Origin of the sequence: Nocardia sp. NPDC059177 (genome assembly GCF_042755165.1) — a bacterium.
Classification (GTDB): domain Bacteria; phylum Actinomycetota; class Actinomycetes; order Mycobacteriales; family Mycobacteriaceae; genus Nocardia.
This window is the reverse complement of record NZ_JBHZBX010000018.1, coordinates 1-20,818: the sequence shown is the minus strand read 5'-3', so window position 1 is coordinate 20,818 and position 20,818 is coordinate 1. Positions and strand designations below refer to the sequence as shown.

The window sequence follows — 20,818 nt, the reverse complement described above, 5'->3', positions numbered from 1 at the left end:
GGCCCCGGGCCACAAGGAGCCGGTGCAGACCGTAGTATTCACACGAAAGTTGTTGGTAGTCAGTCGAAGACATCTCTGCCGGCAGAGTCGAAACGTCGGTCGCACCACCTGGGGGACTTGCTGTGGGAATGGACAATCCGAAGCTGTCCGACCTCTTGGCATCGATACACAGAGGACAGCTGCAGCTTCCGGATTTCCAGCGCGAGTGGAAGTGGGACGATCAGCGCATCCGGGAACTGATCGCCACCGTGACTCTCGACTATCCCCTCGGCGTGGTGATGACGCTCGAGACCGGCGGCCAGACCCGGTTCCGGTCGCGCCCACTGACCGGTGCCGATGCCGATGCCGTGGAGCCCGGGCTGCTGTTGCTCGACGGTCAGCAGCGGCTGACTTCGCTGTATCAGGCACTGTTCCTGAACAAGCCGGTCCGCACTGTCGATGCGCGCAACAAGCCGCTGCTGGTCTGGTACTACGTGGATATCGCGAAGGCGATCGGCTCTCCTGCCGATCGCGACGACGCGATCGTTTCCGTCCGATCCGATTCGCGGATCGTGCGTAACCCGCAGAATTCGAAACCGGTCGTCGAGCTCTCCGATACCGCTGCCGAAGTCGCCGCCGGATACTTCCCGTTGCGGGTTGTTTTCGACCGCGACCAGTACCACGTGTGGCAACGAGCGTTCACCGAGGCGGACCCCGGTAAGAACTGGCCGATCTGGGCGCAGTTCGAAGGTGAGGTGATCCAGCACATCAAGTCGTTCGACATCCCGATGATCACCCTCGGCGCCGAGACCACGCCCGACGCGGTGTGTTCGGTCTTCGAGAGAGTGAACACCGGCGGCGTTCCACTCAATGTGTTCGAGCTGCTCACCGCGACATACTCCGGTGATCGGACCTACGAACAGCAGCACAACGACTACTATCGCCTGCCCGAAGTCTGGACCGACATCAAGAAGGGGCTGGCCACCGCCCACCCGGTGTTCGGCTACCTGGATGTCGGATTGGAGGACGGCTTCGCCAGCAGTGACTTCCTGCAGGCAGTGGCACTCGTACGCACCTGGAACCTCAAGCAGGATCGGCCGGCGACCGCGGTGTCGTGCAAACGGCGTGATCTGCTCACCCTCCCACTCGAAGACTTCGATCGGCTCGCGCCCGCGGTCCGGGATGCGTTCGCCTGGGTGGGCGAGTTCCTCGCCGAACAGTGCATTGTCGCGCCACGCGATCTGCCGTATCGGTCGCAGCTCATCCCGCTCGCGGCCGTGCGTACCATCCTGGGCGAGCGCACCGACGAACCACTGATCCGGGAACGCCTCACCCGATGGTATTGGTGCGGTGTCCTCGGCGAAATGTACAGCGGCTCCACCGAAAGCCGATTCGCCCGCGATGTGGAACAGCTCGTCACGTGGATCGATCCGGAGTCTGCGACACCCGACACCGTCAGCGAAGCCATCTTCGTCGCCGACCGGCTCGATAGCCTGAGCACCCGCAACAGCGCCGCGTACAAGGGCATCATCGCGCTACTGGTCAAGCAGGGCGCAATCGACTGGTACTTCTCCGCCGACTGCCTGACTTCGAGCACGCTGATCCAGTATGCCGTCGACATCCGGCAGATCTTCCCGAAGCGCTGGCTCACCCGATTCGGCGTGGAAAGCTGGCGCGCGACCTCCATCATCAACAAGACACCGCTGTCGGATAGGGCGAACAAGAGCATCGTGGGTGCGCCGAGCGACTATCTGCCGGTCCTGGCCGGCGACTCCGGGACTCGCGACGAGTGGTTCGACGATATCGTCGCGACCCACCTGATCAATCCGACGTTGCTGCGAGCAGACAACTTCGACGCATTCTATGCGGACCGGAAGGGTCAGCTACTGGCGCTGGTCGCCGAAGCGATGGGCAAGAGAATCGTCGACGACTGGGAGGCGTACGCATGACTCTCGCCATCACTCAGGAACAGATCGCCGACCTGTCCGGGCGGACGATACCGGTCAAAGAGCTCGTAGACCTGTTCGGCTTTCGCCGTCGTGATTACGAGAGTGTCCAGGCGATCACTGTCGGCCTGCACACCGCGAACCTGACCACTGCGCCCAGCTTCGCGACGTGTCATCGGGATACCGCTGTCACGATCGTCCCTGTCCAGGAAGCCGACTCCGCGGAGGAGACAGCCGCGTACGAGGATTTCCGGCCGGGGAGTCTGCCTCAGCGGCCGTTCCAGATCGGTGACCTGCCATCTGCAGTCAACGGGATCCACTCGGTGACCCCGGACGCGACCCTGAGTTACGCGATACATCTCATGCGGCAGCACGACTTCTCACAGATACCGGTGATCGGCGGATCTTCCGATCTGAAGGGAATCATCACCTGGCAATCGGTGGCCGCGATGCGCGAAAAGCAGGGGTTCTCAGGAAAACTCACCGATGCGATGATCGAAACCGTCGAGTGCGCCGAAACACACCACGAGCTGTTTTCACGCATGACAATCATTCACAAGCACGGATATATGCTCGTACGGAAGCCGAGCGGAAGGTTCTCCGGCATCGTCACACCGGCCGATATCGCCGAACGATTCCATCAACTGGGGCTTCCGTTCTTCCTGGTCGGAGAGATCGAGGGAAAGCTGCGAACCCTCCTACGGCCGCTTCCGCAGACCAGCATCGACCTCGTCCTGAACCCCCGCCAGCAGCAGCCGCCGGGTACGTCGATAGACGAGCTGATGTTCGGCCAGTATGTCAACCTGCTCAGACAATCCGATGTACCTGCGACAAAACAGAAAGCCCGTGACAAGCAACTCACCGCGAGCGCCGATCTCAATTGGCAGACCCTCGGCTGGGAAACCGTCGACCGCCAGTTGTTTGTCACCCAGCTTGTTCGCGTCAAGGACATCCGCAACCGAATCGCGCACTTCAGCCCGAAGCTTCTGCCTGATTCCGATATCACCGAGTTACGGAGTTTCTGCAGCCTTCTGGATCACCTGATGTAACCCTCGCTTGCCCCTCGGCTATCGAGATCCGGGCCGACCGAGATGGAATTCGAGGAAGGAACGATCTACATCAACCGGTTCCGCGAGACGCCAGGTGTTTCCACGCTTGACGATCTTCCCCGAGGCAGTGAACGGCAGCCTGTCGCGGAATGCTGTGATCGCCAAACTCATATCGGAAGCATCGAGCGGAACTGTCACCCGCCTGATTCGCCCGGCGATTTCGGCATTCACCACGACTTCTCCGCCGTTTTCCTCGGCATCACCACCGCCGGAATCCTGCCGCTTCAATTCCTTGACCGGACCAACGATCGTGATCCGCTCCGGTTCGATCCGTCGCACCAGCCGTCGTTCGATATCGGGCAACTGATCGATGAGGCCACGGTCCAGCGACACGTGACTCGGAACTGCTGACTGCTGCGGTTCGGCCGCCGCCCATTCGAACGACAGGTCGAGGGAGCGGATCCCATCACTGCCACCAATTTCTTGAAGTGCCTGCACGACCTGTAGTTTCAGTCCTTGGTCGACGGCGTCACCGATACCGTCGAACTGATCACGCGTCGCCGCGTAGCGCCTGGTTACATCGAGACTTCGCGCCAAAGTCGTCATCGTTCGCCTGGCGAAGCTCGGAACGGTCACTGACTCTCCGAGCTCCTGCGGTTCATCCGCGCCCTCATCGTCACCGATTCGCGCGGCAACAGTGATGATGAAGCTTCCCTTTTTGGTGTGCCCCATACGAACATCTTCATTGAGGAACTCACTCACCATATCCGGGATCCGACCACGCCCCGTTGCCAGCGGATTGTGGGCAGAAATCGCGGCGGCTCGAACCATCTGATCAATGCTGTCCAACAGCGCGCTAGCCTGCCTGAGCGGGATGGTTCCGTCATCGTATCGCTGGTCTACTCGGATGAAGAACAGATCCGCGCGGATGGACGCGATCTGCTCAGCAAGCTCGGGAAGGCCCAGATCGTAGGTGCTGGCGATGGTCTCGATGGCTTCACGAAGACGTTTCGGATAGTCGACGAACGATGGCTGACGTGGCAGCAGAACAGAAACCGGACGACCACCACCGCCTGCCTCGAGCACCCAAACCTGATCGACTCTCCGATCCGTTCTACACGTCCAATCGCGCGTTGCGAGGAACTGTGCGACATTGGCGGGTGTCAGGATATCGCCGTACTCACTGATCGGACCGGCTAGATTTGTGGCTGCCATTTGCTCGCCTCCTCCATCAACTCGAGCAACGCCTTGGGTGTCAGCAGATTGGATTTCGAGATGTGTACCGTTTGTGATTGCTGGTCACACTTGACCGGCGGTAACTGGTGCCCCCATTGCCAATACATATGACTTCGGGCGAGTAGCCCGTCAACAGTCAGGTGCAACCAGTGGCCTGCTTCCGGTGGCACGACGAGCACACACAACAGGGCCGGATTCGAACGGTTCCGCTTGGAGATCAAGTCGTAGGTGCGGACATCGAGTGACCACGCCACTGTATCGGCCCGGACGATATCCTCCTGACCACTGCACTTCAACTGGACATCGATCTTGGGCGCGTACATGTGTGGCGTGTAATCCACGCTCGAGCTGAGCGTCGCATCCCGACCGTCGTAGTCTTGGGACCAACTGCCGACAGTCAACCCACAGGCGCTCGCGAGCATGTGGATGTAGGCGACACTGAGGTCTTCCTTCATCGCGCTGAGCGGCAGAGATCCCTCGGGTAGCACGTGTGAGAGCGCAACCGTCATCGCCGCTGTCCTCTGCCAGGCATGGCTCATTGAACCACGCCGAGAGGACACCTGCCTGCAGATCGTCAGCGGGCCGAACGCCTGCACAGCGACCATTACCCACCGCAGCGACCATCGAACGTCGACGGTCAGGCGATAGCCAGCACGACCCATGCGAGGATTGAACAGTGAACAGCGTCCCTGCCCCGGTCAGTGCCGTGCGCCGGCGCGATGTCATCGATGCGCTGCGCCGCGGCGCCGTCCCTGGCAACGGTCTGGATCTGCTGGCCACGGGGCTCGACCGTTTCGAATCCGCGCTCGATGCCGAGCTGGACACTGTGGCGTCCGGCGGTGCGGTATTCAAGGCGGTCCGCGGCGAATACGGGTCCGGCAAGACCTTCTTCTCCCGCTGGCTCGGCGAACGGGCACGAAAGAAGGGGTTCGCGGTAGCCGAAGTCCAGATCTCGGAGACCGAAACGCCGCTGCACAAGCTCGAAACGGTGTACCGGCGAGTCACCGAGCAGTTGGCCACGTCCAGTTTTCCGCCCAGCGCACTGCGACCGGTTGTCGACGCGTGGTTCTACGCCCTCGAAGAAGACGCAATGGCAGCCGGCGCGAACGATGGCGAGCTGCCCCGCGCCGTCGGTGAGCTGATGTCCGCCCGCCTGGCCGAGGTGTCACGACATGCGCCCTCGTTCGCGACGGCACTGCGCGGCTACCACCGAGCGCTGCAGAACAACGATGAGGCGACCGCGTCCGCAATTCTCGCCTGGCTGGGTGGCCAACCCAATGTGGCCGCGGCGGCTCGGCGCTCGGCAGGCGTGCGCGGGGAGCTCGATCATTTCGGCGCACTCGGATTCCTCCAGGGATTACTCACTGTGCTGCGCGACAGCGGCCATCGAGGTCTGCTGCTCGTACTCGACGAAGTCGAAACGTTGCAGCGGGTTCGCTCCGATGCCAGGGACAAAGCGCTCAATGCACTCCGCCAGCTCATCGACGAAGTGCATTCGGGCCGATTCCCCGGCCTATATCTGCTGGTCACCGGCACCCCTGCGTTCTACGACGGACAACAGGGCGTGCAACGGCTGGCTCCGCTGGCACAGCGACTGGCCACTGATTTCACCACCGACCCTCGATTCGACAACCCCCGAGCTGTACAGCTGCGGCTGCCCGGATTCACTTCCGGATCACTCAACGCACTGGGTGCAACGATCCGTGACCTCTATGCCGACGGGAGCGGCGACCCCGGGCGCATCCGACGAGTTGCCGACGACGCCTACGTGGCCGATCTGGCGAAGGCGGTGAGCGGGTCTCTCGGTGGGAAGGTCGGCATCGCACCTCGGGTCTTCCTCAAGAAGCTCGTCGGCGATGTACTCGACCGTATCGATCAATTTCCGGAGTTCGATCCGCGCGAGCACTACCAGCTCACGATCAACGTCACCGAACTGACCGACGCCGAACGCAATCTCGTCAGCGCCGACGATATCGACCTCGACCTGTGACCGAGGAGGTGTGGGACCGACTCGATCCGGTTGTGGTGCACCACATCGTCAATACGCTGGGCTGGCCGGGGCTGCGACCACTGCAAGAACAAGCGATCGCTCCACTTCTCGACGGCGAGGATACGGTGCTGTTGGCACCGACGGCAGGCGGCAAGACCGAGGCCGCATGTTTTCCGCTGCTCAGCGCGATGTCTCAGCAACAGTGGACCGGCACCTCGATTCTCTATCTGTGCCCACTCAAGGCGCTGTTGAACAACCTCGCCACCCGAGTCGACGGGTATGCCCAGTGGCTCGGACGTACGGCGGCACTGTGGCACGGCGACATCACCGATTCGGTCCGGAACCGTATTCGCCGCGAGCACCCGGATGTCCTGCTCACCACGCCGGAATCACTGGAAGCCATGCTGATCGGCACGAAAACCGATCACAATCAATTGCTCGGAAACGTCAGGGCGGTGGTGATCGACGAGGTCCACGCCTTCGCCGGCGACGACCGCGGCTGGCACCTGCTCGCAGTTCTGGAACGCCTGCAGAGAGTCACCGGCGGACCGATTCAACGCATCGGTCTCTCGGCTACCGTCGGCAATCCGGAAGACCTGCTCACCTGGCTCCAGGGTTCCGGAGCAGACATCCGGCCAGGTCGTGTGGTCGCCCCTGGAGTTACGCCGCCTCGCCCCGGAACCGCCGCCTCCTCGCCGCCGCCTGGGCAGGTCGAACTCGACTATGTCGGCTCGCTGGAGAATGCCGCCAAAGTCATCGCGGCACTGCATCGTGGTGAGAAGCGGCTGGTCTTCTGCGACTCGCGCAAGCAGGTCGAGGAACTGGGGGCAGCACTGCGCACACGCGGAATCACAGCCTTCCTCTCGCACGCATCGCTGTCGGTCGACGAACGCGCGCGGGCAGAACAAGCCTTCGCCGAGGCTCGCGACTGCGTGATCGTGTCCACTTCCACCCTCGAACTCGGTATCGACGTCGGCGACCTGGATCGGGTCATCCAAATCGATTCTCCGGCAACGGTTGCATCGTTTCTCCAGCGCATCGGTCGTACCGGGCGCCGGGTGAACAGCACCCGCAACTGCTTGTTCCTCGCCACCGACAGCGATTCCCTGCTTCAGGCCGCCGGCCTTCTGTTGCTCTGGTCTCGCGGATGGGTCGAGCCCGTCACTGCGCCGCCCGCGCCGAGGCATCTGGTGGCGCAGCAGCTGCTCGCCCTCACACTCCAACAACACTCCGTCGGAGACCACAGCTGGTCGGCCGAGTGGAACGGACTACCGCCGTTCGACATCTCCGCCGTACCCATCCTCCGTCATCTGATCAAGGAAGGTCACCTCGAGGACGACGGCGGACTACTTCATATCGGTCCTGCTGCCGAGAAGCGGTTCGGCAAGCGACATTTCCTTGATCTGACAGCGGCTTTCACCGCACCTCCACAGTTCACAGTGCTCGCCGGCCGCCAGGAGATCGGGCACACCGACCCCTCCGTCCTGACGACCGAGACAGCCGGACCTCGCATCCTGCTGCTTGCCGGGCGCAGCTGGCGAGTCAACTACATCGATTGGACCCGTCGACGTGCGTTCGTCGAACCCGCTGACACCGGCGGCGTAGCGAAATGGTCATCCATCGGAATTCGCGGGCTGTCGTTCGAATTGACTCGCGCCATCCGCGACGTGCTGCTCGGCGTGGACCCGCCGGTCGATCTCACCCGTCGTGCACTCGGTCATATCGATGATGTGCGAGCATCGAAAGGCGCCGGGCTCGTGGACGACACCGTCACCGTCGTCGAGCACGAAGGCAACGCGATGCGCTGGTGGACCTGGGCAGGGTTCCGAGCCAATGCGACACTGGCAGCTTCTCTCCCCACCGTGGTCGATCCGACGCAGCGCCCCAACGACTTCAGCATCCGGCTACGCCCAGATCTCACGGCAGGCCTGTGGCACGACGCGCTGGCCGATCGACGGGCGCAGGACCCCGTCGTTGTGCTTCCCCAGGCAGACGAACGCGCCACACGAGGCCTGAAATTCTCGGACGTGTTGCCCGAGAATCTCGCGGCTGCCACGGTCTCCTCGCGCCTGGCCGATGTGAACGGCGCACTCCAAGTACTTCGAGAACCGACGCGGTTCCAGATCGGCTGATGCCCGATCGCTCGACCGCGAGCGATGCAGTCCTCTCTGCAGCTCCGCCGGCAAGGCGATCGCTATAGGGCTCGTCCGTCGAACTCCGCAATTCGGATGGGGTGAAGGACAACAGGTCGGCGCGTGGCCTGATCTCGCTCGGCAACAACTGGTCAGACGTCGGTGCGCGCTGCGAAATGTCTCACCGTATCGCTGCTGTCGTGTCTGCGAAAGCAACGGGTTGCCGGTTCAGGACAGAGCTCGCGGGATCACCGCAGCGCCGACCTTGTCGTGTACAACACCAATCCTGAACTAGAACCACACAGATGTCAACATCATGATTGATGCTTGACAACGTTTTCATTGTACGTCAGTCTGTGTACAACGCACCGCATCGTGGTGCCGCAGTCTTCCGCTCCGCAGCGCCTCGCGAGGCCCTGCACACCACCCAGACAGATCAGAGAAGGCCAGTGACCTATCCGCACCCGCAGCCCTTCCAGCCACCGCGTCCTCCGGTCCACCCCAACGGCAGTGCGAAACCACTGGTCATCGCTCTGGCCGCCGTCGGGGGTTTGTGCACGATCGGGATCCTGCTCGCCGCGATCGGCGCGGTCACCGGATCGGGCGACAACACCACTGCGACAAGCCGATCCGTGGCATCACCGGCGGCCACCATTCACCACACGTCGATCCCGGCAGCGCCGGTCTATGACGTCCCGTCCGAACAGAACATCGCTCCGGAGCTGACTGTCACCGAAAAGTCGTGTTTCGGATCGGCCGGCTGCATCTTCGAGTACGAGCTGCGGATCGTCACCACGACGCCCGTCGAGTTCCATCCGTCGAAGCGATATCGCGTCACGGTCGCGCTCGACGAGGGCACCGACTGGGAACGACTCCACTCGATCACGGTCACCGGCAAGAAGGCCGGCGTGATCACCGGTCACGTGAGCAGCGATACGAGCACCACACCGGTCGCCACGATCCAGACGATCACCCCGCTCTGACCACCTACCCACTCCCCCAAGGACATCGAGTGACCGACAACCTCTCCTTCGCCGCCTTCGACGTCGAAACCGCCAATCCCAAACACGGCAGCATCTGCGCGATCGGCGTCGCCATCGTCCACAAAGGCACGCGTGTCGCCACGCATTCCTGGCTGTGCCGCCCGCCGGCGGCGGTCGGCGAGTTCGCGCCCCGCAATATGCAGATCCACATGATCACCCCGAACATGGTGGCCAAGCAGCCCAGCTTCGCCCAGCTCCTGCCGCAGGTGCTGGACACGATCGGGGATCTGCCGGTGGTGGCGCACAATGCCGTCTTCGACATGGGAAACCTCAGCCGCGCTTGTGAATTCAGCGGGTCGGCCCTGCCGGGATGGCAGTACGGCTGCACCTACGCATGGTCGAAGCGGCAGCTGCTGCTCGGTGGCTACAAGTTGAACCAGGTCGCCGCGGCACTCGGCATCGTCCTCGACAACCACCACGAGGCCGGCGCCGACGCGGCGGCGGCGGCCGACATCGCGATCGCGCTGGCGCGGATGGCGGGAGCACACGACCTCGCCGGCCTGGCCCGGATCAACGGGACCCGCCTGGCGCACCTCGGTCGGGTGCGGCGATGAACGATCCGATCGACAAGCCCAGCACGCCTCCCACCAACCCGCCCGCGGTCCACGATCCGACCATGCCGTTGGACCACCTCTCCAGCGTGCCGGAACCGCAGGCACCGCGACCGCGTGATGTCGCCTACCCACCGCGCCCCATCCACCCGACTCCGCCGAATCCCGCCGGACCTGCGCCTGCCCCACCGGCCTATCCGTATCCGACGGCGCCGCCCCATGTTCCGCAGGCGCCCCCGTACCCCGCACCGCAGGGCTACGGGATGCCTCCCGGGTACCCGATGCCGATCATCTCGGTCACCCAGAACAACGGCGCCGGGGCAGCACCCTTCATGATCCGGCGCGGACCGAATCACGGTCTCCACCTGATGCTCACGCTCATCACCTGCGGGCTCTGGCTACCGGTCTGGATCATCGTCGCGATCTTCGACGCGATGAACCGCAAATAGCGACCATCATCCCCCGCCCACCAGCGCCGAGCTGGCGCAGTCGCGCCACGTCGACCCTGTCCTCGGGCATTTCGCGCAGGACCAGTACAGCCGATTCACGGTGACAGGCTTCGCGGTCGAGGCGACGGTGGGCCAGATGTTCCTGCTCGGATCACTCGCTGGCCGGATCCCGAAAACGACTAGTACTACCGATTTACCGACTACAAGGAGAACAATGCTGGGATTCGCAATCGTCGATCGGCAACCACATGCCGAGCACACCGCGGTGTGGGCGACCAGCTGCAGCGCCGAACACATTGTCCGCCACACGAACGCCGTCGTCATCCGGCACTACGATCCGGGATACGTGGAAACAATGCGTTCGCTCACCGCCGATCGCTCGGTCGTACTCACCGAAGGTTCCGAACCTCCGGTGCCGTTCGCCCACGCTGTCCGGATCGAGGTGTTCGACGACCTGATCGAGGCCACCACCCGTCTCCAGGACCGCATCGCCGATGCCGTCGCCGAGTACTCCCGGCGCAGGAAGACCACGTTGGTGATGCCGAGCTACCTGCCCGTGCCCGAACGTTCGGCGCCCGAACACGACGAGGCACGATTCCGCGCGTTCGCCGTCGCCGACTACATCGGTCGCGTGTGGACGGCCTGGTTGTTCACCGAGGAACACCGGCAGCGGCGGACCATCGCACCACGCACCCAGGAAACGCCCTGGATCATGTCGATCGAGCTGAACAGCCCGACCATCGCGACGCTGCCTGCCGAATTCGTCGACCGCGTGAAGCCGGAGCCGCTGTCCTGACGGACCGCCGCCCTACCACATCTCACACGAACCAGGGGATCGTCGATGCAGGAATCGTCATCTGTCACCAGTACGTCCGAGTCATCCACCGGATGTCTCACCGATCTCGTCGCCGCGGCACTGACCGCCGACACCGCAGTACCTCCCGAGGTCGCTGCGACCGTTCTCGCGTCCTTCCCCGAGAGCGTCGCGTCTGCGACGACCGGTACGGACGAGGTGCTGGCCGGAATGTTCGTCCGGTCGATCACCGTCAACGGATTTCGTGGGATCGGACAGCCTGCCCGGCTCCCCGTCCAGCCCTCCCTGGGCCTGACTCTCGTAGTCGGCCGAAATGGCTGCGGCAAGTCCAGTTTCGCCGAAGCCGCGGAGTTCGCCCTCACCGGGGACAACAAGCGCTGGGCGAACAAATCCAAGATCTGGAAGGACGGCTGGCGCAACCTGCACGACGGCACGAGGCCGCGCATCGCGGTCGAACTGCAGACCGAGTGCCCGGACAACCCGCTGACCATCAGCGGAAGCTGGGAGCCCGGCACCGCGCTGGAAGCCGGTCGATGGACAACCGAGCGCAAGACGGGTGGTGCGGGCCCGCTGGACCGTTCGCGACTCGCGCAGCCGCTCGAGCTGTATCGCCCGTTCCTCTCCTACAGCGAGCTGGGGTCCCTCATCGACGGGACACCGAGCGGCATGTACGACGCGCTACACAGCCTGCTCGGCCTGGACGACCTCACGACCGCGTTGGCGAGTTTGCAGCGCAGACGCCTCGATTTGGACAAGGCGATCAAGGAAACCAAGCGCGGCAAAGACACTCTGCTCACGGAACTTTCGATCGTCGACGACGAGCGCGCGCGTACAGTCGAAAAGCACCTGCGGGCGCGCCAGGTCGATCTCGAGGCGCTCTCACGTACAGTGCTCGGCGCCGGGGAATCGTCCGGAGCGGCCACCTCGTTGTCAGCGGTGACCGCGGTCGAGTTGCCGACGGAAGCAGCAGTCGAAGCGGCTCTTACCCGACTCACCGCCACGACGACCCGTCTCCTCGGCGCCGCGACCGCCGACGCCGAGACGAGCTCGCGGATGCTCGACATCCTCGTTCTGGCCACCGAACTCGCGGACGGCGCCGACTGCCGGTGCCCGGTGTGCGGCGAGGGCCGGCTCGACGAGCGGTGGCGGGGTACCACGCGGCAGTCGATCGCCGACATCCGCGCCCGCACAGCGGAACTCGCCGAAGCGCGCAAACAGCACGCCTCGGCAACGGCCCAGGTTCGTGAGCTGATCCGGCCGCTTCCCGCGCCCCTGGCGAACTGCCCGATCGACTCGGCGGCCGCCGCCCTCGCCTGGCGAGAGTGGGCCGAGCTCGCGGTCGGCGAACCCGCGTCGCTGCCTGCCCGGATGCGTGTCCGTTATCAGCGGGTGCGTGCGGAATTGACCGCCCTGCAGGGCCGTGCCCGGACCGAACTGGCCGGACTCGATGACGTATGGGCGCCGCTGGCCCGGCAGATCGCCGCGTGGGTCGACAGTGCGACGGCCCTTGTCGGCGCGCCCGACGAGCTGAAAACAGTGAAAGCAGCGGAGGTCTGGCTCAAGAGCGCGGCCGTTACTGTGCGCAACGAGCGCATGCGACCGCTGACCGAACTGTCGCAGCGGGTCTGGACAACGCTGCGGCAGCAGAGCAATGTCGAGCTCGGCGATGTGGTGCTGGAAGGGACGGCGCAGGCTCGACGGGTCAGCCTCGATGTCACCGTCGACGGTGTCGCCGGCGCGGCACTGGGCGTCATGAGCCAGGGCGAACTGCACGCCCTCGGGCTGTCGTTGTTCCTGCCGCGGGCCACCGCCGAACAGAGCCCGTTCCGGTTCCTGATGATCGACGACCCTGTGCAATCGATGGACCCGGCGAAGGTCGACGGGTTGGCCAGAGTGCTCGCCGATGTCGCGCGCACGCGGCAGGTCATCGTCTTCACCCATGACCTGCGCCTTCCGGAGGCCGTGCGGCGCTTGCAGATTCCCGCGACCGTCCTCGACGTGCAACGACGGGAACGATCTGTCGTCGAGGTCCGGGTGTCGATCGACCCGGTCCGCCGCTACATCGACGATGCCCGCGCCCTGAGCCTCACCCGCAACCTTCCTCGCGAGGAAGCCGACGAGATGATCGCCCTGTGCTGCCGGCTCGCCATCGAATCAGCGGCCACCACCAAGGTCAGGCGGGTGCTCGGCGAGCACGGATTCCGCCAGTCCGACATCACCGAACAGCTCGACAAGGCCGAACGCACCGTCCAGAAACTGGCGCTGGCCGTGTTCTACGACCGAACCAGGGAGTCCGACATCCTCGCCCACCTCGACACCGAACTCGCGCCATGGGCATCCGACGTTGTCAGGACATGCAATCGCGGCGCCCACGGCAGTACCCGTGACGAGCTCGGCGACCTTGTCAACCGCGCGGAGAGGATCGCCAAGTGGCTCAACCGCTGAACACCATCCACTCCCGTCTCCGCACGGCGGACAACCTCATCACCGACGCGAGTTCCGATGTCGGCGGAATGTGGCCACGAGCAGCGGCCTGGATGCTGCGGATCGCGCTGGAACAGGCCATCCAGGACCTGTGGCGGGCCGTGTCACCGCAGATGGGCCGCGTGACGGTGCGGGCGCAACTGCTCGTGCTGCCGAAATACCTCGGCGAAGAAGCCGCGGCCGACGCGCGATTGCTATGGTCAGAGCTGTCGACAACAGCCCACCACAACGATTTCGAACTGGCGCCGGCGGTTCAGCAACTGCGGCGCTGGCAGGAAGCCGCGCATAGAGTCGCCGATGCCGTCGATTCGGCGAAAGCCACCCGGACGGTCTCGTAGCCCCCGTTCAACGAACGCTATCATCGCTTCGCGCAGGGGAATCGAGAAGGAACACATGCGGGCGGTCGGCCCCGAAGAACGTCAACTGTTGCTGAAATGCCGCGCTGTGAAGCGAAGGCCGGGCTCCATACGATGACCATTCACCGACCAGGACTCCCGGACGACCTCCCAAAAGCCGAAATACTCTGGGCCCGACGGGCATTGATCGCCGCAGTCCGTGCGGAGGGCACAGCGGAGGACAACGACAGCGGCCACTGGATCGACCCCGACGGTCTCCATTGGGACGATTCCGGCTGCACTTGGTGGACGCTGTCCAGCATGGGCGCGGGCCGGACCGTGCCGCCGCGGCCAGAACCCTCGCCGCCGCCGGGATCATTGGGGAGCCATCGATGACATAGAAGCCACACGTGTAGCTGCGGACAGGCGTCAGGACACGTCGCGGGTCAGCTGGAAAGTCGTGCAACCATCGCCGATCACCTTGCCGCTCAGTGTGGTCGTGCTTTCGGTGCGGTCGGCGACGAGGTCGACCATCACGTAGGAACCGGGCCGATCGATCCACGTTGTCTGGCGGAATACGAGTCGTCCCGACTCGACTCGCCACTGCATGCGGAAGCTGCCCGACCGTACTGTGGGGTTGTCCGGTGTTGGGTAGAAGGCGAACTCTGCCTGCACCGAGGATTGCACCGTCAACGTCAGTCCGGTTGTGCCCTGGGAACATTCGTAGGTGCCGATCCAGGTGCCCTGTGGCGATTTCCAGTCGTTCGTGACGGTGCTGGTCTCCGCGGCCACCGCCGACCCCTCGACCGCGTGACTGCACGCCGGCACAGCCATCACCACGCAGAGACCTGCGACGTAGACCAACTCGCGAATTCCCATTACTTCCCCGTACTCCCCGAAAGACTCCCCCGACAGTTCCCTATCTAACCCCCTCGGCGATCTAACCCCCTCGGCGCGCGCTCCTGAGTTTGGTCAGGTAACCAGGATTTTCGGACCTGTATCGCCTTGACCTGGTGTGATGGTCGCGTGAAGTGGCGGTTTCACGCGCTAACGGCCCCGGTAGAATCCTGGGTCGTGGTGTTCATCCGGCAAGTACGGACCGCGTCCGGAGCGACCGCGGTCCAGATCGCCGAGTACACCGACAGTCGCCGGCAACGCATCGTCGACCATGTCGGGTCCCGCCCACACCGATGCCGAACTGGCGTGCCAATGGCGAAGGCCCGCGAGCTGATCGATGACGACTCCCAAGGCCGGCTCGACCTGGGCCTGGAACCGGTCCTGGGCGTGAGGGTTTCGGCGCACTGGCTGGACATGCAATGTTCGGGCGGAGGTGCCGAAATACCCGCCGGACCCGCGCGGGTGTGAGCTGTTGCGGTGCAACAGGTTTCTCCCACGGACGCCGCTGATCGCGCGCGAGTCTGCGGGCCAGGCGCAGCTGGGTGTATGCGGCCATCAGCAACCAGGTCCACCGGTCCGCGCTGGCGGGATCGCGGGGTTTCGGTGCGGTCCAGCCCAGGGTTTGCTTGAACATGCGGAAGGTGTGCTCGATGTCGAACCGGCGCAGGAACGCTTGCCAGAGCAGATCGACCGTGCCCGCGTCCAAGCCGGTGCCCGAATGCCACAACCACACCGGTTTCGGTGTCGCACCACTGGGCAGCCGGGCGACGTCGAGGCGGACCACGGTGCCCTCGATGACGGGCAGTTTCCCGGCCGCAGCGACCCACGACGATCGGTGGGTGAGCCGGGGGTGTAACCGGTCCCATGACCGTGCGTGTGCGGGCCCGTAAAGCCTGGTTTCGGTCAGGGTCTCGGTTGCCGGATCACCCCAGGTAGCGGGATCGCCGAACACGAACTCGCCGCCGTGGCGCGGCGGACGTCCCATGGTGCCGGGAATCCATGGCGGTGCGGCGCGGCGCAGGACGCGGTCGGACCGCATCCGGCCCAGCAGCTGCACCGGCAGATCCGCGAGCAGGAACGCCATCCGGGGCGCGTCGTAGCCGGCGTCGGCGACGATCCAGATGTAGGGATCGCCGGGCTGCCACTGCCCGGCAGCGATCAGGTTGCCGACCACGGTCCGGAGCTGGGCCGCGGTGACTGTGGCAGCGTCGTCGCCGGGCGTCAACCGGATCACGTCCAGTGGCGCTGTCCAGGAACTGCGCCCGGTCTCGAGCGCGCAGACGACCGAGTACGGCCAGCCCGGGATCATCTGATGTGCGTTCTTGGCTCGCCCGTAGGTGTGACACAGCACCCGTTGCGGACAGGTGTGAGCTTCGGGCCGCAGCCAGCAGGTGATATCGACCGCTAGCACCAGCCGACCGTCCGCAGCCCTGGGCAGCGGGACCGCGGCCAGCGCTCGCCGCAACCGCTCCACATCAATTCGGCCGCGATCCAGCGCCGTGTACACGCTGCCGTGGCCACGGCGATGCTCGGCGATCAGCGACAGCTCCGGCAGTGACCGCACCGGCCCGTCCGCGCACAACACCGCGTCGACCAGCTCGAACACCGCATCCGTGCGCGCGGTCACACACTGATACAACTCCTGCCGGAACGCCGACAGGTCCCCGAACACGCTGGCACCGCCGGTGTCGTGCACACTATTCACCGAAGCCCTTGGAGTGAGTTTCCTTCTGTCGCAAGAAGAATCATCACCCAAGGACTTCTTTCAAGATCAACCAGGGGCCGCCTGACTGGGACCGAGGTTAAAACTCAAGTTAGACGGAGACCGTGATCCGTGCAGGATCCGGAAGTACCTCGGGGGTATCGTCGGTCACCCAACCATATTCAACCGCGGACAGATAGCCGTCCGACGACCACAGAGTGACTTCACCGATATAGTTCCCCCGCTCATCATAAGCCTCGCCGCTGACCGGAAGTTCGCCATCGATGCCGCTTGCTTGGTCATCACCAGGAGCGACTGCCAAGTCCACGCTGGGCGACGCTTCACCCCAAGTCGCCACCACCTGCGCACGTAACGTCTGCGTCCTGAACTCGGCGGCACCGTCGAATTCGACGGAGAGCAGCTTTGTCACGACGGCAGCTTCGCGCGGTGACAAGGGTCGTGGCGCAACGGGAACCACGCTCATCGTTTAGTTCCTTTCATTCGAACTGGTTAAGGTATGAAGGCGGTACTGATTTTGAACACACCGTTGATCATCGCGCCGCGGATAGTGATGGTATGTCCATCGATTGTCCGAACCAACGGGTTGGCCTTGCCGTAGATTCCATCAGGAGCTCCTTGGACAGCCTCGATCAGTTTGGTCATGGCCGCCTCACGGCTGCCAGCACCCTGGAGAAATCCATTCAGCTTGTGTTTGTCCACGAAGACATGGTCGAGTTTTTGAGGCGTAAGCGCATAGTTTTTCGAGTCCTGAAGTTTCTGATCTGGAATGGAAGGTTTCCCAGGTTCGGCCTTGTCCGCCTTCTTGAGATTCTTGATACGCTCAAGAACCGACTGGCTCTTCTTGAGGTCCTTACTGGCCTTGACTCCGCCTTCCAGCTTCTTGGCGGCCTTCCATGCGCGGATTGCCGCACTGATCGCCGTTGCCGCTTTCTTTACCGAATGGGCTCCCTTCGCCACGGCGGCACCGGCTGCAAGCCCGACGGTGAAGACAGCCCCGATTGCTGCGAACGCGAGAGTCATCGCGACTTCCTCGGCCAGAATATTGAGGATTCCCTTTATGGTGTCGCGTAATTCACCTACTGCGGCCCGGTGCTCACGACATGACTGGGCCAGCTCGCCACATGCATGTCGAAGATCTTCTGCCGCGGTGTGCAGCTCCTGGAGATCTTCGATGACGAACTCCACCTCAGTGGACTTGGCCGCCGCGAACCGTCCGGGTTGTTTGGCGAGCAAGGCAACGTTGTTGACCATCACGTCGTCGGTGGCCATTGCGTGCCAAACCTTGCCAGCCAGATCCAACCGATCCGGGTTACCGTCGGGAACAGGTAATTCGATGAGCTCCAGAAGGCCCATGCCGACGTTGTCCGCCAGGCCCTGGCCTGGACCACCTGCGGACGGAGGTGACAACAAGCTCCGTGCCTCGAATTGCGGTGGCGCCGAAGGTGGTGCGTCGTTGTCAGGATTTGCGTCGGCAAGGGCGTGCATGTAGCCAACTTTGCCGAGTATCTCGCTATAGGTCGCGAGTGCCGCGATCAAGTTCTTCGCTGTTGCAATTGTGTCGACAGCTCGTGCATCGTATGAGGTCGCCCATGCGCGACCAGAGTCATAGCTCCCAGCCATTTCGCCGCACTCGGATAGTCCGCCGATCGCGAGCGTGAAGTAGGCATCGAAGGCTGCTGCAACATTGAGGCAGTCTCGGCTCGCGTCATAGAAGACCTGGGGGTCAATATTGATCTCATCGGACATCGATTGCTATCGCCGCCCGAGCATACGCAGATTTGTTTCTACCGCGGTTGTGTAGCGATCGTGGGCTTCCTGCGCAGTCCGCCTAATCGCGTCGATTCCCTCGGCGACTTCGGTCGCACCGGTCAGCCACTTTTGAAATGCTGCTGCCTGAGCGTCCGCTGCTGTACCGTTCCATGTTTGCTGAACTGCGTTGGTCCGTTGCTTGAGGCCCGACAAGCTATCGTTCAAGAACCCCACGAAACCACCGACGCGTGCCGTGATTTGTTCCAGCTCCGCCAGATTGACCTGGTAGCCTTGTATCCTGTCGCTCATCACAACCCAGGCAAGTCGAGCGTGCTCGCAAGCGGTTCGTGGGCCGCAGCACGCGCAGTGTCCTGGTCCGACAGTGTCTGGCTCGTCACACCCAGCAGCCTGGCCATGGTCGACAACGCCTCCAACACCTCATCGGCCCCCTGCTTGGTCTCAATCCAAGCTGTACCGTACATCTCGGCCGAATACCCCTTCCACGTCTCCAACAGCGCAGTGATATCGCTATCAAGGGAACGTAATCCGTTGACCAGCGACTCTGCTACCAGTTGCACGTACTTTCCCGCGTCCGTGACCTCTGCAGGCACCACAGCAAAGTCTGCGCCAGCCCATTCCTCAGCTGCCATCATCGATCCCCTCACCCAGCAGTCGTCCCAAAACTGCACTACAGGACAGGGCTGCAGCGCGCTCGTTAACCTCAATCTTACGCAGGGCCTTCGGCCCAGCGTAATCGGTTTCGGATTGGTCGAGAGCCGCTGATCAGCGGCTTTTGGGCAACTGGCCAGTAGCCGTGGCTTCCACGGGCCCGGAGGGTGACCTTTCAGGTTGTAACCTGAGTTTGGTCAGGTAACCAGAATTTTCGGACCTGTATCGCCTTGACCTGGTGTGATGGTCGCGTGAAGTGGTGGTTTCACGCACTAACTAACCCCCTCGGCGCGCGCTGCTCTACCTGGGGGGTGTGGGCGAGGATCGACAGAGTCACCGTGATGCCGTGGACATGCGGGTGCCCGATCCGGAGAATCAGCCGGCGCCGAGATGGTGCAGCCGCTGCATGTGGTAGCGGTGGGTACCAGAACCGCCGCCATCACCCTCGATACGGGTCTACCAGACTGACCGGCGTCCGAGCTGTCTCGAGAACGATCTCCGGGAATTTCTCCCCCGCGACGCAATACCTGGCCTTGGTTCGCCCTACGGAGGCCAGAACACGTCGCTGGACCAGTGTTTTCAGATCTCGTTGGGCTTGCTGAACACTGAGCCCCTCGTTGGCTCCATACCTGGACCTCCGCACGCGCCCGGCCATCGAGACATCGTGTAGCGCCGACGCCACCCGCTCATCCAGGCCGGACTGCTCCACGAAGCCGGCCAGCTGCTCCCATATCCGACCCGATCGCTCGAATCTCGCGTGCACGGTCTGGGCCTGCTGGTGGTAGGCAAGCAGGTTGAAGCTGATCCACTCCGAAACATCCTGATCGGGACGGTAGCTAGCGCCGAGACGGCCCAATACCTGGTAGTACTCCCAGGTATTGCCAGGGCGTCCCAGCCACGCCTCGATCGATGAGAATTCCGGCGCCAGCACTCCTTCCCGTGCGATCAGCAAGGTCTGGAGGGATCGTGACATTCGGCCGTTGCCGTCGCACCAGGGATGGATCGATACCAAGTGCAGATGCGCCATGGCGGCGCGAATCAATGCATGAGTTTCGTCCGCGGTGTTCAGCCACGCCACGAGTTCATCGGCCAGTTCAGGAACGGCCTCGGCAGCGGGGGCAGTGTAGGCGGCGATGCTGGGATCGCGAGCGTCCGTCACGTAGGCCGGGCCCCGGCGCCACTGACCGGCGGGCTTGCGTGAGGTGTGCCTGTGGCCCTGCAGGATCCAATGCAGCGCATTGAGCTGGCCCTTGCTGAAATCGAAGTTCCGGGCATCGTGCAACGTCTGCAGGTACGTCATCATCTGCTGATAGGCCAGGGTCTCCGCACGATTCTCGTCGGTGACGTCGATATCCTGCTCACCCGCCATGAGGTCCTCGACGTCCACGGTGGAGACCTTGAAACCTTCGATCGAGTTCGAGGCCGCCACGGCATCCGCGGTGAGGAACTTCCGAATCCCGCCGGTCCATTTCGCAGGCACACCCTGTACCTGGTGCCGCAATCGCTCACGCATCTCATCAACTGCCTCGAGGACACGCTGGTCCTGGGCAGAAAGGTTCGGCGTTGGGTATAGCACCGTTCCATCATGCATTGACGCAATCATTACGTCAATGCGACACGGTCGTAGCGCCTGGGCCGACACTGCTGCGGAAGGCAAAAAGGCCCTCCAACCGAAGTTGGAGGGCCTTTCGCAATGATGTTCCGGCGGTGTCCTACTCTCCCACACCCTGTCGAGTGCAGTACCATCGGCGCAGGTGGCCTTAGCTTCCGGG

General features: G+C 63.4%; 19 protein-coding genes. 10 read left to right on the top strand and 9 right to left on the bottom strand.

Annotation, left to right across the window (positions count from 1 at the left end; all coding sequences use genetic code 11):
* Positions 1 to 128 precede the first annotated feature (128 nt).
* Together ACFXK0_RS21555 and ACFXK0_RS21550 are read left to right on the top strand one after the other, a co-directional pair.
* A complete protein-coding gene (locus ACFXK0_RS21555; RefSeq protein ID WP_379412368.1) occupies positions 129 to 1,928 on the top strand; it encodes a DUF262 domain-containing protein in 1,800 nt (599 codons plus the stop codon).
* The gene (locus tag ACFXK0_RS21550; RefSeq protein ID WP_379412366.1) at positions 1,925 to 2,974 is read left to right on the top strand and encodes a CBS domain-containing protein; all 1,050 of its coding nucleotides are present in this window, start codon (positions 1,925 to 1,927) and stop codon (positions 2,972 to 2,974) included. The genes ACFXK0_RS21555 and ACFXK0_RS21550 overlap by 4 nt, the downstream gene beginning before the upstream one ends.
* An 18-nt stretch (positions 2,975 to 2,992) precedes the next feature.
* Here the strand turns inward: ACFXK0_RS21550 and ACFXK0_RS21545 are convergent, their stop codons facing one another.
* Positions 2,993 to 4,189, bottom strand: coding sequence for a hypothetical protein (locus ACFXK0_RS21545; protein WP_379412365.1), 1,197 nt, complete (start codon positions 4,187 to 4,189; stop codon positions 2,993 to 2,995).
* Positions 4,171 to 4,872 carry a DUF4365 domain-containing protein gene (locus tag ACFXK0_RS21540; protein WP_379412363.1) on the bottom strand — a complete coding sequence of 234 codons (702 nt, stop codon included), beginning with the start codon at positions 4,870 to 4,872 and terminating at the stop codon, positions 4,171 to 4,173. Before ACFXK0_RS21540 ends, ACFXK0_RS21545 begins: the two co-directional genes overlap by 19 nt.
* A gap of 14 nt (positions 4,873 to 4,886) precedes the next feature.
* Between ACFXK0_RS21540 and brxD the strand changes: the two genes are divergently transcribed.
* The 8 genes from brxD (at position 4,887) to ACFXK0_RS21500 (ending at position 14,011) form a co-directional block, all read left to right on the top strand.
* Entirely contained in the window at positions 4,887 to 6,200 is a 1,314-nt protein-coding gene (gene brxD / locus ACFXK0_RS21535) for a BREX system ATP-binding protein BrxD (protein ID WP_379412362.1), read from the top strand.
* Complete coding sequence (locus ACFXK0_RS21530; RefSeq protein WP_379412360.1) at positions 6,197 to 8,332, top strand: DEAD/DEAH box helicase; 2,136 nt, start codon at positions 6,197 to 6,199, stop codon at positions 8,330 to 8,332. The genes brxD and ACFXK0_RS21530 overlap by 4 nt, the downstream gene beginning before the upstream one ends.
* A gap of 320 nt (positions 8,333 to 8,652) precedes the next feature.
* On the top strand, positions 8,653 to 9,315 hold the full coding sequence (locus ACFXK0_RS21525; protein WP_379412359.1) for a hypothetical protein: 663 nt from the start codon (positions 8,653 to 8,655) through the stop codon (positions 9,313 to 9,315).
* Between the two features lie 29 nt (positions 9,316 to 9,344).
* A complete protein-coding gene (locus ACFXK0_RS21520) occupies positions 9,345 to 9,929 on the top strand; it encodes an exonuclease domain-containing protein (RefSeq protein ID WP_379412358.1) in 585 nt (194 codons plus the stop codon).
* The gene (locus ACFXK0_RS21515; protein WP_379412356.1) at positions 9,926 to 10,375 is read left to right on the top strand and encodes a hypothetical protein; all 450 of its coding nucleotides are present in this window, start codon (positions 9,926 to 9,928) and stop codon (positions 10,373 to 10,375) included. The genes ACFXK0_RS21520 and ACFXK0_RS21515 overlap by 4 nt, the downstream gene beginning before the upstream one ends.
* A gap of 214 nt (positions 10,376 to 10,589) precedes the next feature.
* On the top strand, positions 10,590 to 11,171 hold the full coding sequence (locus ACFXK0_RS21510) for a hypothetical protein (RefSeq protein WP_379412355.1): 582 nt from the start codon (positions 10,590 to 10,592) through the stop codon (positions 11,169 to 11,171).
* Between the two features lie 45 nt (positions 11,172 to 11,216).
* On the top strand, positions 11,217 to 13,634 hold the full coding sequence (locus tag ACFXK0_RS21505; RefSeq protein ID WP_379412353.1) for an AAA family ATPase: 2,418 nt from the start codon (positions 11,217 to 11,219) through the stop codon (positions 13,632 to 13,634).
* Positions 13,635 to 13,726: 92 nt separating this feature from the next.
* Positions 13,727 to 14,011: a hypothetical protein gene (locus tag ACFXK0_RS21500; RefSeq protein ID WP_379412352.1), complete on the top strand. Its 285-nt coding sequence runs from the start codon at positions 13,727 to 13,729 to the stop codon at positions 14,009 to 14,011.
* 426 nt (positions 14,012 to 14,437) lie between these two features.
* On the opposite strand, the gene ACFXK0_RS21495 is transcribed toward ACFXK0_RS21500, so the two are convergent.
* The 7 genes from ACFXK0_RS21495 to ACFXK0_RS21465 all read right to left on the bottom strand — a co-directional run bounded on the left by ACFXK0_RS21495 (position 14,438) and on the right by ACFXK0_RS21465 (position 20,637).
* Positions 14,438 to 14,887 carry a hypothetical protein gene (locus tag ACFXK0_RS21495; protein ID WP_379412351.1) on the bottom strand — a complete coding sequence of 150 codons (450 nt, stop codon included), beginning with the start codon at positions 14,885 to 14,887 and terminating at the stop codon, positions 14,438 to 14,440.
* Between the two features lie 202 nt (positions 14,888 to 15,089).
* Entirely contained in the window at positions 15,090 to 16,577 is a 1,488-nt protein-coding gene (locus ACFXK0_RS21490; RefSeq protein ID WP_379412511.1) for an NF041680 family putative transposase, read from the bottom strand.
* A gap of 142 nt (positions 16,578 to 16,719) precedes the next feature.
* The gene (locus ACFXK0_RS21485; protein ID WP_379412350.1) at positions 16,720 to 17,091 is read right to left on the bottom strand and encodes a hypothetical protein; all 372 of its coding nucleotides are present in this window, start codon (positions 17,089 to 17,091) and stop codon (positions 16,720 to 16,722) included.
* A gap of 26 nt (positions 17,092 to 17,117) precedes the next feature.
* Positions 17,118 to 18,374, bottom strand: a complete 1,257-nt coding sequence (locus ACFXK0_RS21480) for a hypothetical protein (RefSeq protein WP_379412349.1) — start codon at positions 18,372 to 18,374, stop codon at positions 17,118 to 17,120.
* A 6-nt stretch (positions 18,375 to 18,380) separates the two neighbouring features.
* Positions 18,381 to 18,686, bottom strand: a complete 306-nt coding sequence (locus ACFXK0_RS21475; RefSeq protein WP_379412347.1) for a WXG100 family type VII secretion target — start codon at positions 18,684 to 18,686, stop codon at positions 18,381 to 18,383.
* Positions 18,686 to 19,027: a WXG100 family type VII secretion target gene (locus ACFXK0_RS21470; RefSeq protein WP_379412345.1), complete on the bottom strand. Its 342-nt coding sequence runs from the start codon at positions 19,025 to 19,027 to the stop codon at positions 18,686 to 18,688. The genes ACFXK0_RS21475 and ACFXK0_RS21470 overlap by 1 nt, the downstream gene beginning before the upstream one ends.
* Positions 19,028 to 19,485: 458 nt before the next feature.
* Entirely contained in the window at positions 19,486 to 20,637 is a 1,152-nt protein-coding gene (locus ACFXK0_RS21465) for a Fic family protein (RefSeq protein WP_379412344.1), read from the bottom strand.
* Positions 20,638 to 20,818 lie beyond the last annotated feature (181 nt).

What these genes read in the sequence shown, in the direction of transcription:
- ACFXK0_RS21555 (WP_379412368.1), top strand. Translation starts at nt 129, where the DNA reads ATGGACAATCCGAAGCTGTCCGACCTCTTGGCATCGATACACAGAGGA.
- ACFXK0_RS21550 (WP_379412366.1), top strand. Translation starts at nt 1,925, where the DNA reads ATGACTCTCGCCATCACTCAGGAACAGATCGCCGACCTGTCCGGGCGG.
- ACFXK0_RS21545 (WP_379412365.1), bottom strand. Translation starts at nt 4,189, where the DNA reads ATGGCAGCCACAAATCTAGCCGGTCCGATCAGTGAGTACGGCGATATC.
- ACFXK0_RS21540 (WP_379412363.1), bottom strand. Translation starts at nt 4,872, where the DNA reads ATGGGTCGTGCTGGCTATCGCCTGACCGTCGACGTTCGATGGTCGCTG.
- ACFXK0_RS21515 (WP_379412356.1), top strand. Translation starts at nt 9,926, where the DNA reads ATGAACGATCCGATCGACAAGCCCAGCACGCCTCCCACCAACCCGCCC.
- ACFXK0_RS21510 (WP_379412355.1), top strand. Translation starts at nt 10,590, where the DNA reads ATGCTGGGATTCGCAATCGTCGATCGGCAACCACATGCCGAGCACACC.
- ACFXK0_RS21505 (WP_379412353.1), top strand. Translation starts at nt 11,217, where the DNA reads ATGCAGGAATCGTCATCTGTCACCAGTACGTCCGAGTCATCCACCGGA.
- ACFXK0_RS21500 (WP_379412352.1), top strand. Translation starts at nt 13,727, where the DNA reads ATGCTGCGGATCGCGCTGGAACAGGCCATCCAGGACCTGTGGCGGGCC.
- ACFXK0_RS21495 (WP_379412351.1), bottom strand. Translation starts at nt 14,887, where the DNA reads ATGGGAATTCGCGAGTTGGTCTACGTCGCAGGTCTCTGCGTGGTGATG.
- ACFXK0_RS21485 (WP_379412350.1), bottom strand. Translation starts at nt 17,091, where the DNA reads ATGAGCGTGGTTCCCGTTGCGCCACGACCCTTGTCACCGCGCGAAGCT.
- ACFXK0_RS21480 (WP_379412349.1), bottom strand. Translation starts at nt 18,374, where the DNA reads ATGTCCGATGAGATCAATATTGACCCCCAGGTCTTCTATGACGCGAGC.
- ACFXK0_RS21475 (WP_379412347.1), bottom strand. Translation starts at nt 18,686, where the DNA reads ATGAGCGACAGGATACAAGGCTACCAGGTCAATCTGGCGGAGCTGGAA.
- ACFXK0_RS21470 (WP_379412345.1), bottom strand. Translation starts at nt 19,027, where the DNA reads ATGGCAGCTGAGGAATGGGCTGGCGCAGACTTTGCTGTGGTGCCTGCA.
- ACFXK0_RS21465 (WP_379412344.1), bottom strand. Translation starts at nt 20,637, where the DNA reads ATGCATGATGGAACGGTGCTATACCCAACGCCGAACCTTTCTGCCCAG.